The organism is Caballeronia udeis, from assembly GCF_001544555.2.
Taxonomy (GTDB): domain Bacteria; phylum Pseudomonadota; class Gammaproteobacteria; order Burkholderiales; family Burkholderiaceae; genus Caballeronia; species Caballeronia udeis.
In genome coordinates, this window is the sequence record NZ_FCOK02000036.1 from 75,831 (window position 1) to 89,501 (window position 13,671).

A 13,671-nucleotide genomic window follows, 5' to 3' on the forward strand; every position below is an offset into this window, starting at 1 on the left:
GCCGATCTATATAGAAAGCCGCGCAGCGCAACCATGTTGCATGGGACCAGAGTAAGGCGCTGAAGCGCCAACTCTGGTCGACGCAGGAGACGTTACACCATGAACCATCTTGAAGCCGCACCCTCTGGAGACCGCGCTGTCCGCTCGGTCGTCAGCATCACGCTTGTCTGCTTCGCCGTGTCCATGATCGATGGATTCGACACGCTCATGCTGTCGTTCGTCGCACCGCTGCTGGCGAAATCGCTGCAGATCGACCACGCATCGCTCGGGCGCGTGTTCGGCGCGGGGTTTGTCGGCACGGTGCTGGGCTCGCTGATCATAGGGCCACTTGCCGATCGTTTTGGCCGCAGGAAGATGCTCGTGCTGGCATTGGTCGTGACAGGGGGCTTCACGCTGGCCTGCGCATTTGCGAATTCCGCAGGCACGCTCGCAGCATTGCGTTTTCTCGGCGGCCTCGGCATGGGCGGCGCGATTCCGCCTATCGCAGCGATCACGGCCGAAAGCGCTTCGTCGGAACGCCGCTCGTCGCTGGTCATCCTGATGTTCATCGGCTTCCCGCTTGGTGCGGTCGTAGGCGGCGCGATCACGGCCGCGTTGATGATGAAATTCGGCTGGCCGTTCGTGTTCCTGATGGGCGGATCGTGCGCACTCGCGGCAATCATCCCGGTGCTGCTGATCCTTCCGGCCGCGACGCCGGCCGAGGCAACGACCAAACCGGCCATCCAGGCAAGCGATGGTTTCATGGGCGATCTGCTGGCCCGGTTCGTCGGCAACCTGTTTGCCGAGGGACGCTTCGCCGCGACATTCGCGCTCTGGTTCGGCGTGCTTGCCAGCATGATCCTGTCGGGCTTCCTGGTGAGCTTCATGCCAACCATCCTCAACCTGAACGGCGTAGCCCCCGACCGGGCCGCGCTGGGTGCGGTCGTGCTCAACGTGGGTGCGATCGCCGGAGCGTTGCTGATCTCGCTGATCGTGAGGCGAGGCGCGCCGTTTGTCGCGGTGGCCGTGGCGTTTGTTGCCGGCGCCGTGATGGTCTTCACGCTCGGCCGGGTGATCGGCGCCGGCAACGCGGCGTTTGGCTTGCTGTTCGTGGTGGGCGCGTGCATTGTCGGCGGTCAGTTGACCTTTCCGGCCATTGCCAGTTGCCTCTTTCCCACCGGCGTACGCGCTGCAGGCGTGGGCTGGACGCTGGCCATCGGGCGCACCGGGTCGATCATCGGGCCGGTGGTCGGCGGCATCCTGCTCGCGCAGAACTGGTCGCTCGGCCGCCTGTTCCTGGCGGCATCAATGCTGGCATTGTTAGCGGCGCTCAGTATTACACTCGCCAATCTATGGCGTCCGCGCGGCGACGGGACGCTGCGTCACAAGCCTTTTTCGAAGTTGATGATGACCGGACCGGAGGTTGGCGATGGCAAGCACTGAGACGCTTACAGCGCCTTTTGCACCACTCCTTACACCAGTGCAGAGGCTGGCGACCAGCGGTGCGCGAGCAGTCGAAGTTTTCGACATCGACCGCCAGCTATTTGCTGTCGTTCCTCAACTCGCGCTCGATATTCCTGGCCAGGCGCCCGGAATGAACGTGGGCGACAGCGACGTCGACGCGTTGATCTATACCTGGGAAGCGGGGCGGCTCGTCGAGCACGATACACTCGCGATGCCCGGCGGCGAGGACGCGGAGTACTTCGAGATTGATCACCGGCGCTTCCTCGCAACCGTGGGCGTGCGCTCCGGAAGCGGCCCTTATACGCTGGACGTCGAATCGGTCCTGTACGAACGCGACGACAATCAGTGGACCCCGTTCCAGCGTTTTCCGACGTTCGCAGGCAAACAGTGGCGCTTTTTCTCCATTGGCAGCAGGCATTTCCTGGCGCTGGCGCAGGGCGTTACCGTCGAGGGCCTAACACCAAAAAACCCGCGTGAATCCCGAATCTTCGAATGGGACGGAAAACAGTTCGGCCTGCTACAGATACTCGAAGGACGTTGGGGCTACAACTGGGAATTCATCACGTTCGGAGGCCGGCACTATCTGGCCTATGCGGATCATGTCAGCGGCTCTTCCATTTACCGCTGGCAGGGCGAGCGTTTCGATGTTGTTCAACGCTTTGACGAACCGGGTGGACGTGCATTCAGTTTCTTTATCGAACAGGACAGGTTGTGGATGGTGCACGCGAACCTGATGGGAGAGACACGCTTGTTCCAGTTCGACGAGGCTCGGATTCAGTTCGATCCGGTCCAGTCGCTCGGCGGGGCGGGCGGGCGCGAGCTCTGTCTTGTTGAAGGTGCGTGCGGCCGTTATCTCGTGCGTGTGTGTTTCATTACCGGCACGCCCCACGCACCGCATACGCAGCAGCAATCGCAGATATTCTTGTGGAGACAGGACCGCTTCGAACTCGTCGATGAGTTTCCCACCTCCGGCGGCACTGACGCTGCGGCCTTCATGGCGGAGGGCCAGCGCTACCTGCTGGTCAGCAACAGCCTGGCAGAGGACGTTCGCTTTCGTGTAGATAGCGTGCTTTATCGATTCGATGGCTGAACGCATACCCGACGCGCAACGCTGTCGGGCTACCGTATGACCCGACGCCTTTCCTGCTAACAGGGATCAATGACCGTTGGTTAAGAGCGCCCTCATGGAGAGGCGGGGTGTTCCTTTGCCTAAAAAAAATTAACGCCATAAGACGACGCGACAAGGACGGCCTTAGGCAATGCCGCGCGCGGCCATGGCTGTGAAGAGTCAAGGCGCATGCGCTTTGACTCGCAAATCAGGAGACAAGCATGAAAAAACACCGTCAAAGAGCCATTGGATGGACTATCGCAGCAACCGTGCCGTTGATGGTGGCGGGTTGCGGCGGCAGTGACAGTAGTACTGTGGGTGACCCGAATCTGGTTCAGACCGCTCAGGGCCAGGCAAGAGGCATTACCGTCAACGGGGTGCATGAGTATCTGGGCTTGCCGTATGCGGCGGCGCCCGTCGGCGCGCTTCGCTGGAAAGCGCCTGTTGCAGCAGCACAGTACTCGGGCGTTCATGATGCATCGCATGCCGGGTCGGAATGCGTGCAGGGTACGGCGGCTGCCATGGCAGGCAGCGAAGACTGTCTGTACATGAATATCTATGTGCCTGGACCGACTACGGTAACAACGCCTTTGCCTGTGCTGTTCTGGATTCACGGCGGCGGGTTTATCAACGGCTCCGGTATTGCCACTGATGGCTCAGCCCTGGCTGTCAAATCGAATGCGATTGTGGTGACGTTCAACTACCGGCTCAATGCACTGGGCTTTCTCGCCCATCCTGCGCTTGCCGCAGAGGACCCGAACGGAGCTGCGGGCAATTATGGAGTCATGGACCAGGTTGCTGCACTGACCTGGGTGCAGAAGAACATCGGCGCATTCGGCGGTGACCCGAAGAACGTGACTATCTTCGGCGATTCAGCCGGAGGACATTCCGTTTATGTTCAACTTGCGTCGCCCGGATCGGCGGGATTGTTTGCGAAGGCAGTCGCACAAAGTGGCGACTTCAGCCGGGTTCAAGCGACACTGGCCCAAGCTGAAACCAGCGGTACGGCGCTTGCGAACGGGTGGGGCTGCGGCTCGGCCGCAAGCGCGGATTGCCTGCGGCAGCTTCCCGCCGCGGCCACGTTGCAGGGCAATCCCAACGCGTGGTACGCGATTGTCGACGGCAAGGTGCTGCCCACCTCGACGTCCCAGGGATTTGCCGCCGGCACGTTCAATCGTGTGCCCCTGATATCCGGTTTTACACAGAACGAAGGCACGTTTTTCGTCGCGGCGGCTTTCGATGCCCAAGGCAATCCGGTCCAGGCAGCGAACTACACGAACACCATAGCGGGGTACCTCGGCGTCCCAGGCGCCAGCACGGCCGCGCTTTATCCGCTTGCCCAGTATTCGTCGCCTAGTCAGGCACTAGCAGCGGCACTTGGCGACTACAGGTTCGTTTGCACCGCCCTGCAGGACGGCGACAATCTCGCCAGGTTCTCGCCAGCGGTGTACATGTACCGCTTTTCCGATCCGGCACCGTACAACGTGGGTGGACTGACTTCCATTCTTCCACCGACCACGCTGGACTACGGCACCTTTCATTCGTCCGATCTCGACTACTGGTGGCAATTGATTCCGACTCCCACCGCCAATCAGGCAACGCTGTCAGACGCGATGACGGCAGCGCTCTCGGCATTCGCTCACTCCGGAAATCCGAATACCGGGAGCGCGGTTGCGAACTGGCCGGCCTACACGTCCGCGACGCGCCAGATTCTGGACTTTGGTTATCCTGTCTCGAACACGTATGACGCGTATAGCGCTCACAATTGCAGTTACTGGTATGGGCAGCCGCCATCACAGCACTTGTAACGCGATGCCGTGCGACTAGCAGGGCGGCAGGATCCGCGTGCATCTGACTCGCGCGTGATCCTGCTGCGAAAGCAGGGTGCCGCTCGGATGCGACAATGCTATCTTCCGGCATTCATGCTGCTCGAGAGGATAACGTTCATGACTGGCACGTCGCAATCGAATCGAAACTGGCGCGAGAAAGTCGTTCTGGCATACATCGAGGAGCCGCCTTTCGGGACGCGTGATCAACGCGGCTTCGCATCGGGTTCGGATATTGAACTGGCCGAAGAGATCCTGCGGGCTATGGGTGTGCATACGGTCGAGTGCAGGCTGACGACGTTTTCCGAACTGCTTCCCGGCGTGGCTGCGGGGGAGTGGGACATCAACGTGCCCTTGTTCGTGACGGCAGAGCGAGCCGCGCTGGTTGCGTTCAGCACGCCTGTCTGGGCCTTGCACGACGGCTTCCTGGTTCGCGCCGGGAACCCGAAGCAACTGACGAGCTATGAGGGCTTGGCGCTAAGTGCCGACGCGCTGTTGGGCGTGATCACCGGTCAGGTTCAACACGACGCAGCCCTGCGTGCGGGCGTACCCGGGACGCGGATAAAACAGTACGCTGAACAACAAGAGGCAATAGATGCGGTGATGGAGGGCCACGTCGACGCATACGCGAGCACGGCCCTGGGAAACCGCACGCTAGTGCAGCGTATCGGCAACGCCGCCTTGTCCGCCGTCACGCTCGATCTTGCGGAGGCGGCTCCGTATGAACCCCCTAAAGGCGCGTTCTCGTTCTCCAGGACCAACGTTGAGCTGCGTTGGGAATTCGACAGGCAATTGCGCCAGTATCTCGGATCGCCTGAACATCGGAGCAGAATGGAGCGGTATGGGTTGAGCGCAGCGGAAATCGATCCTGTCGTAGGGAGTTGAATATTTCCCTGGGGCAGAGGACTTCCTCATGATCCTGACTGGATAAGGCACCAACCAGGTTATCGCCCTATGAGCCGTGCCGTTTGCGCTCTTGGACTCAGGCAGGTCCGATGGAGAAGATGCGGCTGGTCTCTCGCAGCAGGCTCGAAAACAACGCGAGAGCGGTGGCGATCGCTCTGACGAAGGAGGGCGAGACGCTCGTGGCGCAATTGATGCCGATTGCGCAGCACTTCGAGGAAGTTGCGGTCAGCGGACTATCGAAGACGATGCTCGCGATCTTCAAGAAGACGCTTGCCGATGTCTACTCGCAACTCGATACGCTCGAGAGCGAGATCGAACTTCCTGCCGCTGAAGAAAAATAAGATTGCTCAAGGGCGGCACCTTGTGAGTGTCCCGCGCATCCTGAAGGTCGAAGCCGAAACGATCCGGTCGGAAGCGAACTATGCAGTATTCCGAACGAAGCCAGACGAACTGTCCACGGTGTTCAACGTCGGCCGCTATCTCGACACAATCCGCCGGACAGACGAAGGATTGAAGTTTGAGTCGCGTGTATGCGTTTTTGATGGCGAGATGATCCCTAACTCGCTGATCTACCCGATCTGAGGTTTGAGATGACACGGCAATGGATGAAGATTATCGAGTTGATAGAAGTTCCCACCGACGATGTCGTCGCGGTGCAGGCGGGAGACAGGGAGTTGGCCATCTACGGTGTGGATGGCGAGGTTTTTGCCACCGGCAATATATGCACGCATGGCCACGCACGTCTCTGCGACGGTTTTGTGGACGGGCACGAGATCGAGTGCCCGTTGCATCAGGGACGGTTCGATATCCGGAGTGGAAAAGCGATGTGCGAACCCCTGACGGCGGATATCCGGACGTATCCGGTCAAGATCGAGGACGGCAGCGTCTACGTAGACATTTAGGTCACGGGAGAGACAAAAGGGCTGCAGGTCAAGCGTAAGGCCGATCGGCGCCAGGAGAATCCTCTGATTAAACGAGCGTCACGTTGCCCGTGACATGCCGCGACATAATTGTTGAATGGAGATTGCACAGCGGTTCATTCATACTTCACTTCGTTGCAGGAACGCCAGGAAAACACAGATTCAGCGCAGTTTCAACGCAGTTTCGACCCGGCATTTCCCGTGCACATAGAGCGCCGATGATCAGCTATCCATACTTGTTTATCTCATCGGACGACGTGTTGAAATAATCGAGACACAATGGTGTCGATGACAGGAATGAACATGCTGAATATTCGTAAGATGTTAGCCGGGCGAAGCGCCCTTTGTGCACTGTCCGCATTGGCTTTTTGTGCCGTTCTGCTGACCGGCTGTGCTGGCGGCGTGACCAACGTGAGTGCTTTTCCAGCGGCGGCGCAGGTGCGGCCGGAGACCATTTATGTCTATACATTTGCAAGCACGCCGGACCAGGTGAAACTCGACGGTGGTTTGCTTCAGAAGGTGAAGTCGCAATTCGACAGCGCGTCGACCATGCAGAAGCAAGCTGACGATGCCGTCGAAGTGCGCGAGCAGGTAGCCAATGAAATCGTCAAGCAACTTCAGTCAATGGGTTTGCACGCCGTACGTGCGGATTCACCGGCGCCTGCGGACCGGAACGTCCTGATCGTGCAGGGCAGCTTCGACACGATCGATGCCGGGAATCGCCGCCGCCGGATGCTGGTTGGTCTGGGCGCGGGGAAAAGCCAGGTCGGCACGTCCGTTCAGGTCGTCTATCAACCAGCGGGCGAAATGCCGAGGCTGGTACAGAGTTTCGATGCGAAGGCGGACAGCGGCAAGGCGCCTGGCGTGGCCGAAACAGCGGGGATTGGCGCCGCGGCCGGACATGTCGCGACATCGGCTGCCGCAGGTGTGGGTCTGCATGCGGTGTCCGAGACGAAACACCCCGGCGTGTCGGCGGACGCGAAGCGGCTCGCCGATTCCATCGCGAAGCAGCTCGCGCAGATCGGCGTAACCGAGGGCTGGATGACGCCCGATCGCATCAAGGGCTAATGCACGACCGTATGCCTGTAGTCGTGTGCCGTCTCTTTCACATATGACCAGAACTGGTCATTGTCCGCGGTCAAGCCCAGTTCCCCGTTTTTGTAGGCTATCGCCAGTGGACATGGAATCTCCTCGGCCATTCGCCTTTTTGACGAGCACGAATGTGCATCCGTCCAATGAAGCCGCGAGCTTGCGTAATTAATATGACAGTTATTTGTATGGTTTCGGTGAGATTGTCGCCGCCATTCGACGGCGCGTCCGGCCATAAAGGCGGAGCGGCATGGCGCGAGGCGTGGTGGAAACAGTGGGGATTGGCGCGGGCGAGAGTTGGGGGACGTCTGCTCGCATCAGGGGCCGGTGCCCTTGCACGTAGTCAGGCATCAAGCATCAAACGTCAAGGATCAAAACCGGCGGATTCAGAACGGGACTTCAGCCACGTGCCAAAGTACACCGGAAGGATCGAAGATGAATCCGACCTTCATCCCCCAGCTTTGCAGCGCCGGCTCGCGAGGGGAACCGACCGAAAACTGCTCGACAAGCTCGCCGGGTTTGGCTTTCTGCCACCACGAATCCACATCCCGGACGAGAAGCTGAATCATGCAGTTTTCGGCAAATTCCTTCACGTAAAAATTCTGAAGAATGAAGCTGAAACTGCCCAGCTTCAATACCGCAATGCTCTCGTCCTCGTGGGTCAGCGTGAACCCCAATGCGCGATAGAAACGCTTTGAAGCATCGAAGTCTTTCGCGGGCACGAAAGGTCGGATAGCCAGGATCTGGTCCATGATGGTTCGTCACTCCGCAAGATGAGGTTGCTTCCATTGTTGGCGAAACAGCGTAGGAATTTTATCAAGCTGCAAGGCGCACGGGAAACACGAAGAAACCGGTCGGATCCAGAGCGATCAGGGGGCTCATGCAGCGGTCGCGGTCAACTGCCGTAGCTGTTCCAGCAGCATGACCGCCGGGCGCGGCAGAATGCCCTGGCGGCGTCGGAAGGCCGTTAGCGTGCGGCGTGCGACGAGTCCTGGAATAGGCAAGGTATCGAACACGCCGGCTGCGCTTTCCGTGTCGTACATGGGCGCGGCCATCCAGCTTAAAAACCGCGCACGCGTGACAAGACTCTTCAGGACCGTGATGGAGCGGGTCTCGACCGCGATCTCCGGCATGGGGAGTCCATGCTCGGCGAACACGCGCTGCATGTGCTCGAACGGGCCCGTGCCCCGAGGCGGCACGCACCACTGCTGACCGAGGGTGTCGGCGAGGCATAGATCGGTTTTGGCACGCAGCGGGTGATCGAGCGCGGCCACCACGTAGCTCGTGTCTTCCCAGCAACAATCGGTTATGGCTGCAATCTCGGCCGTATCGGGCACTGCCATGCTGAGCGCGAGATCGATCTCCTGCTTGAGCAAGCTGTCGGCGAGCCGGTCCCACACCCCCTCAATAATCTGCACGCGCAAGTTCGGCCAGCGGGCCAGCACGCCGCTGACCGCCAGGGGCAGCACGAGCGTTGCAATGCTTGCCACGGCGCCTACCCGGATCGTGCCTTTCGCGAGGCCGCGGATTGCATCGATCTCTTCACGCGCATTGTCGGCTTCATGCAGCAGCAGGGTGGCGTGCGGGAGCAGGGCTTCGCCGATCGCGGTCAGTTGCATGCCTTTCGAATGACGTTCGAACAGAGGGGCGCCGAGCTCTTCCTCCAGTCTCTTGATCGTGCGGCTCAGAGCCGGTTGCGTCACATGGAGAACCTCCGCTGCGCGACCGAGGCTGCTGCTTTCGACAATCGTTGTGAACGCATGAAGTTGCTGAAGACTAAAGGTCATTATTGCCCGGGAGCGGAAGACAAAAGGGGGAGCGGATCAGCACGTTTCCCTTAACAATAGTGGAAAATCATAACGACGGCCATGCATGCCGGTGTGCCTTGGACGGATTGCTCGAATGCAGCCGCGTCTGTGATTGCCGCAGACGCCCGGAACATGCGTCCGGTACTCTTGGCCGGCTCGTCCGGGTCAAGGGCAGTATCCGTTCCTGACGTGATCGGCTCGATCATTGAGCAAGCGTGCCCTTGCGATACGGAGAGCACTTCATGGGACCTGCGTTTCCGGTGTAAAGTTGGGCACCCCCGCCCCGAGTTTTGCTAATGTCCAAAACCATGCCCGATCCAGCCAGCCAGGAGACCGCTCGTCTCGTACTCAAGATGGACGCGGCCATTTCGGCGTTCAGGGCAGGGCTTTGGTCGGGGGTGCAAGCACTCGATGCGGCGGCCCGGATTGTCACCCGTGTCCCGCCCTTGAGCGGCAGCGTGTCAGCCAGTGGGATACGCCGGACAGAACGTCGTGTGCCCTATCGGCCGAACAAGGTGGAAATCGCCATGCTCACAGCGCTTGCCGACACATACGGCGCTGAAATGCTGACCAACTCCTCCCTTGGTTACGTTTTGCGTCTCTTTGCGAGGGATGGCGGCGTTGCGCTCGGACAGCGGGTGCTGTTCGGCGAGTCGGCATCGGACCAGCAACTTTCAATGATGCTCACGGCTGCCCGCGTAGCGCTTACCCATGTCTCGATGACCTTCCCGGATGCGTTCTTCGAGGAGGCCAACGCTCTGATCGTGGGCTTTCGACCGCGGCCGCCGGCCGGACCTACCGAGTAGAGAACAAGTAAATGAACGAGCACAGCCCGGTGTCGCCCAGGCAGTGAAGCCGTGCAACCGGAACTGGAATTGCTGCATTCGAAATGCGCGGCCTCTCCGACGCTAAACCCTACGATCCGGTCGTTCATGTTGCATAGCGGCCAAGACATCTTTCATTTTTACGGCGGCTCAAATCAATCTCACTGACGGCGTTCTCGGCGCCAGCCTTCAGGCGCTCAATATGCCCGAAATACTCGGGGTCGTTGTCGCGCTCGTGCTTGGCGGCATGGTCAAAGGGATCGTCAGCATTGGCGTGCCACTCGTCGCCATGCCAATATTGAGTCAATTCCTGCCCATCAAGCAGGCGGTGCTTCTTCTGTCAATGCCGATCATTCTCGGCAATATCCCCCAAGCGCTGGAAGGCGGCGAGATGCTACCCACGGTTCGCCGTATTGCGACGCCCCTTATTGGCACCGTCCTGGGGAATATCGTGGGCGTGACGGTCTTGATTTCACTCGCGCCGCATCGCGCGCAAGCCGCTGCCGGTGGTCTGCTGATGCTTGCTGCGCTTCTGTTGCTCGCCGCGCCGAAGCTCACGCTTTCGCCCGCATTGGCCAGGCCCGCCGGTTTTGTGTTTGGGTTCGGCGCGGCCGTGATGGAAAGCATCGCGTCGGTGCCCGGGCCTTTGCTTGCAATGTATCTGATTGCGACAGGGGCAACAGGCAAGGCATTTACGAAACAGATCGCGATCATTCTCGTGGTGTCGATCCTCACCCTGATCCTTACGTTCAGCGGAGGCGCTCATACGAGCCTGACCGACATCGCTATTTCGACCGCGGCAAGCATTCCCGTCATTGCCGGCATCATGCTTGTACGCCCGCTTCGCGACAGACTCCCGCCCGGTGCCTTTCGAATCCTGGTGCTGCTTTTTGTGCTTGCCGCCGCGTTTCAAATGATCTGGAAATCACACGTCCTGTAGGGTTCGCCTTGCAAACTAGCACGCCACGGTTGGACTTGAATAAGAAAACGTAAAAATCGATCAGGATGATTAAGTGAATGGAGAGGGAGATCGCAGTGTTGACGGCGTCCAGCCGCTTGTAGTCGCTGCTGTAGTCATCCACGACCCCCAGCACGATATCAGTCCGGTACCGTGGCCGACTGCGCTTGCTGCGCATGGGTCAAGTCATCGCCACGAGCGCTACAGCGGACCGGCGTCATGCATTAGAACTGCGGCGCCACGCCGTCCTTTTCGACGAACAGCACGTGCGCGTCATAAACTCCGCCCGCACCGGGTGTCACTACGACGAACACCTTCTTCCCCGCGGCCAGATCCGTTCTGGCCGCCGGAACCGGCGTCACGACCGGCACATTTTCCGGCACCGTCACCGTGCTGCTGCCGCCCTTGTACGACAGGTTCAGTTCACGGCCGCTGGTGCCGGTGACAACCGACACCACGTTTGCATTCGTCATTGTGCTTTGGGGGCCGAAGTCATAAGCGAAATGCCCTTCGGCCGTACCGCGCGCCGCCTCGGGAAAAACGATCATTGAAGTGGCCGTCAATTTTCCATCGCCGCCCGCGAGCGCCGGCGTCCCCACGTACGAACCAACTTTGGCGTCGGAAAGCTTGGCGGGCTTGAGCGCCGACACACCGACGTCCGGCTTGACATCGATTGACACGGTGTCGCCGCTGTTGCGGTGCACGGTCAGCATTTCGCCTTTGAACGACACGATATCGCCGCGAATTCGTTCCGGTTTGACGTCAGGCGTTTGTGCAAATGACACGCTTGAAAACGCAACGGCAGCGAGCAACACACCTAGTTTGTAATGAATCGACACGAGTTACTCCGTCTACATGAATGCGATTGAATCGGGACGCCGCCACGGTTGCGGCAAGCATCTTGCGCGGTTGGATTTGTGCCCTGCATGGGACCAGAGTAAGCGCTAAAGCGCTAACTCTGGTCGACAGCTCTGCATGGGACCAGAGTAAGCGCTAAAGCGCTAACTCTGGTCGACACGAACGGATCAGGCCAGTTGATTCTTCATCGCCAGGACGTCGATAGACTCGATCGACGGGGGCTTGCCAGCATCTCGTCGGCGCTTGCCATCAGCGCGTTGGCCATGTTGCCCACCAAGTGTGCCTGGCGATCGTCTTCACTCGCAAAGGCGTCGAAGACGCCGAACGTTGTTGGCGAGAACCTGAGGGCGAACCAGACCGGCGTGGTCGCCTCACGATTGGTCATTTCAAGGCCGGCGGTAAGGAAATCTGCTACCGCCTGCTCCTTTCCCGGTTTGGCTTCAAGTCGGACAAACAAGGCATGCCTGATCATCTTTGTTCTCCAGTGTCCGCGTGAGAGGTTCATGCGGTGATCCACACTGTACAAACAGAGTGCGCCGGGGAATACTGTCTCAATCGACAATCTTGGTACCAATCCTGCCATGCGAATTTTTGTCCTCGCGCTTGACGGAGTGTTCGATACGGGTCTTACCGCCGTGCTCGACAGCTTGACGATGGCCAACAGCCTCGCTCACGCGACGGGGGTAACCACAGCGGGCTTCGAGATCACGGTGGTAGGGGTGCGGCCCCAGGTGCGTACCGCGCTTGGGATGCAGGTGTCCGTGTGCGATATGAGCCACGCCCCTGCGCCGGATTGGGTCGTCCTGCCTGCGCTCAACCGCATGACGGCCGAGACGCTTGTGCCTGTGCTCGGCCGGGACGATGTGGTCGATGCGTTAGGGGCTTTGCGTTCGTGGCGCAGTGGCGGCGCCCGCGTTGCGGCGGCCTGCACGGGTACATTCGTGCTGGCTGAAAGCGGTTTGCTCGACGGTGGCGAAGCCACGACCACCTGGTGGCTCTCGCCGCTGTTCCGGCAGCGTTACCCGCACGTGCACCTGGATGCGCATCGCATTGTCGTTCCCAGCGGCGGCGCGCTGACGGCAGGGGCGGCCCTGAGCCACGTCGACCTTGCACTCTGGTTGATCCGCAACAACAGCCCCGAGCTTGCGGCGCTCGTGGCCAAGTACCTCGTATTCGATGTGAGGCTGTCGCAGTCTGCGTATGCGATCTCCGATCACCTTGCCCATTCGGACCCGCTCGTCGAACGTTTCGACCGTTGGGTGCGTGAACACCTGGAAACCGCAATCTCGCTCGACGTGGTCGCTGATGCATTGGCGACCAGCAAGCGGACCTTGACGAGGCGTCTGGACGCGGTACTCGGTAAAACGCCCGTCGAGTACATTCAGGATCTACGCGTGGAGCGTGCCGTCCATTTGCTCAAGACGAGCAAGCTCACCGTTGATCGCATTGCCGAGCAGGTCGGGTATGCGGACGGCCACACGTTGCGAACATTGCTTCGGCGGCGGATAGGGAAGGGAGTGCGTGAGTTGCGTGCGTCGTGAGAAGGTTCCCGCGGCGTATCTGCGCACGTCGAACTTGGTGGCTGTAATTCCAGCCACTTCTTCACGAGCTTGCCCGACTATTGGATCTTGATGACAACCTTACCCTTTACACGTCCGGTTTCGACGTAAGCCAAAGCCTCTTTGGTTGACTCGAACGGGAACACCCGATCTATCACAGGCCTTATGGTGCCTGCGTCGATGAGCTTGGCGATCTGGCTTAGTTGGCCGCCATCAGGTCGCATGAAAAGAAATGAATAGCTGACGTGATGACGTTTCGCCGCTTTTCGGATGCGATAGCTCAGAAAGCCTATCGCGGGGGTGTCCCGGATTTTGTGTAAACGGGTTTTGGTTTAACCCGGCGACATCCGGTCTTCGAACTGGATAGCGAAG

General features: G+C 59.7%; 14 protein-coding genes and 2 pseudogenes. 11 read left to right on the forward strand and 5 right to left on the reverse strand.

Annotated features, from left to right (window positions below; all coding sequences use genetic code 11):
* The first annotated feature begins 99 nt into the window (after positions 1-99).
* The 8 genes from AWB69_RS23970 to AWB69_RS24005 all read left to right on the forward strand — a co-directional run bounded on the left by AWB69_RS23970 (position 100) and on the right by AWB69_RS24005 (position 7,271).
* The gene (locus AWB69_RS23970; protein WP_062089310.1) at positions 100-1,422 is read left to right on the forward strand and encodes an MFS transporter; all 1,323 of its coding nucleotides are present in this window, start codon (positions 100-102) and stop codon (positions 1,420-1,422) included.
* A complete protein-coding gene (locus AWB69_RS23975) occupies positions 1,409-2,533 on the forward strand; it encodes a hypothetical protein (RefSeq protein ID WP_062089311.1) in 1,125 nt (374 codons plus the stop codon). The genes AWB69_RS23970 and AWB69_RS23975 overlap by 14 nt, the downstream gene beginning before the upstream one ends.
* 239 nt (positions 2,534-2,772) lie before the next feature.
* Entirely contained in the window at positions 2,773-4,359 is a 1,587-nt protein-coding gene (locus tag AWB69_RS23980) for a carboxylesterase/lipase family protein (protein WP_062089312.1), read from the forward strand.
* Positions 4,360-4,497: 138 nt separating this feature from the next.
* Positions 4,498-5,262 carry a transporter substrate-binding domain-containing protein gene (locus tag AWB69_RS23985; RefSeq protein WP_062089332.1) on the forward strand — a complete coding sequence of 255 codons (765 nt, stop codon included), beginning with the start codon at positions 4,498-4,500 and terminating at the stop codon, positions 5,260-5,262.
* Between the two features lie 110 nt (positions 5,263-5,372).
* Entirely contained in the window at positions 5,373-5,624 is a 252-nt protein-coding gene (locus tag AWB69_RS47920) for a helix-turn-helix domain-containing protein (RefSeq protein ID WP_156528952.1), read from the forward strand.
* Entirely contained in the window at positions 5,560-5,865 is a 306-nt protein-coding gene (locus tag AWB69_RS23995) for an aromatic-ring-hydroxylating dioxygenase subunit beta (RefSeq protein WP_156528953.1), read from the forward strand. Before AWB69_RS47920 ends, AWB69_RS23995 begins: the two co-directional genes overlap by 65 nt.
* Positions 5,866-5,873: 8 nt before the next feature.
* Entirely contained in the window at positions 5,874-6,185 is a 312-nt protein-coding gene (locus AWB69_RS24000; RefSeq protein ID WP_062089314.1) for a non-heme iron oxygenase ferredoxin subunit, read from the forward strand.
* Positions 6,186-6,506: 321 nt separating this feature from the next.
* Positions 6,507-7,271 carry a DUF4410 domain-containing protein gene (locus AWB69_RS24005; protein ID WP_062089333.1) on the forward strand — a complete coding sequence of 255 codons (765 nt, stop codon included), beginning with the start codon at positions 6,507-6,509 and terminating at the stop codon, positions 7,269-7,271.
* A gap of 407 nt (positions 7,272-7,678) precedes the next feature.
* On the opposite strand, the gene AWB69_RS24010 is transcribed toward AWB69_RS24005, so the two are convergent.
* On the reverse strand, positions 7,679-8,044 hold the full coding sequence (locus AWB69_RS24010) for a VOC family protein (protein WP_062089315.1): 366 nt from the start codon (positions 8,042-8,044) through the stop codon (positions 7,679-7,681).
* A 126-nt stretch (positions 8,045-8,170) separates the two neighbouring features.
* A complete protein-coding gene (locus AWB69_RS24015) occupies positions 8,171-9,079 on the reverse strand; it encodes a LysR family transcriptional regulator (RefSeq protein ID WP_062089316.1) in 909 nt (302 codons plus the stop codon).
* A 317-nt stretch (positions 9,080-9,396) separates the two neighbouring features.
* On the opposite strand from AWB69_RS24015, the gene AWB69_RS24020 reads away from it, so the two are divergent.
* Complete coding sequence (locus AWB69_RS24020; protein WP_062089317.1) at positions 9,397-9,906, forward strand: hypothetical protein; 510 nt, start codon at positions 9,397-9,399, stop codon at positions 9,904-9,906.
* A gap of 220 nt (positions 9,907-10,126) precedes the next feature.
* Positions 10,127-10,864, forward strand: coding sequence for a sulfite exporter TauE/SafE family protein (locus AWB69_RS24025; RefSeq protein WP_062089318.1), 738 nt, complete (start codon positions 10,127-10,129; stop codon positions 10,862-10,864).
* Positions 10,865-11,106: 242 nt separating this feature from the next.
* On the opposite strand, the gene AWB69_RS24030 is transcribed toward AWB69_RS24025, so the two are convergent.
* Positions 11,107-11,721 carry a hypothetical protein gene (locus AWB69_RS24030; RefSeq protein ID WP_062089319.1) on the reverse strand — a complete coding sequence of 205 codons (615 nt, stop codon included), beginning with the start codon at positions 11,719-11,721 and terminating at the stop codon, positions 11,107-11,109.
* 186 nt (positions 11,722-11,907) lie between these two features.
* Positions 11,908-12,212: pseudogene (locus tag AWB69_RS24035) on the reverse strand (putative quinol monooxygenase).
* Between the two features lie 109 nt (positions 12,213-12,321).
* Between AWB69_RS24035 and AWB69_RS24040 the strand changes: the two are divergent.
* Positions 12,322-13,281 (forward strand): GlxA family transcriptional regulator, encoded by a 960-nt coding sequence (locus AWB69_RS24040; protein ID WP_062089320.1) that lies wholly within the window; start codon positions 12,322-12,324, stop codon positions 13,279-13,281.
* 77 nt (positions 13,282-13,358) lie between these two features.
* Here the strand turns inward: AWB69_RS24040 and AWB69_RS45990 are convergent.
* Positions 13,359-13,583, reverse strand: a pseudogene (locus AWB69_RS45990) (zinc-binding dehydrogenase); the annotation flags it as partial.
* Between the last annotated feature and the right edge of the window lie 88 nt (positions 13,584-13,671).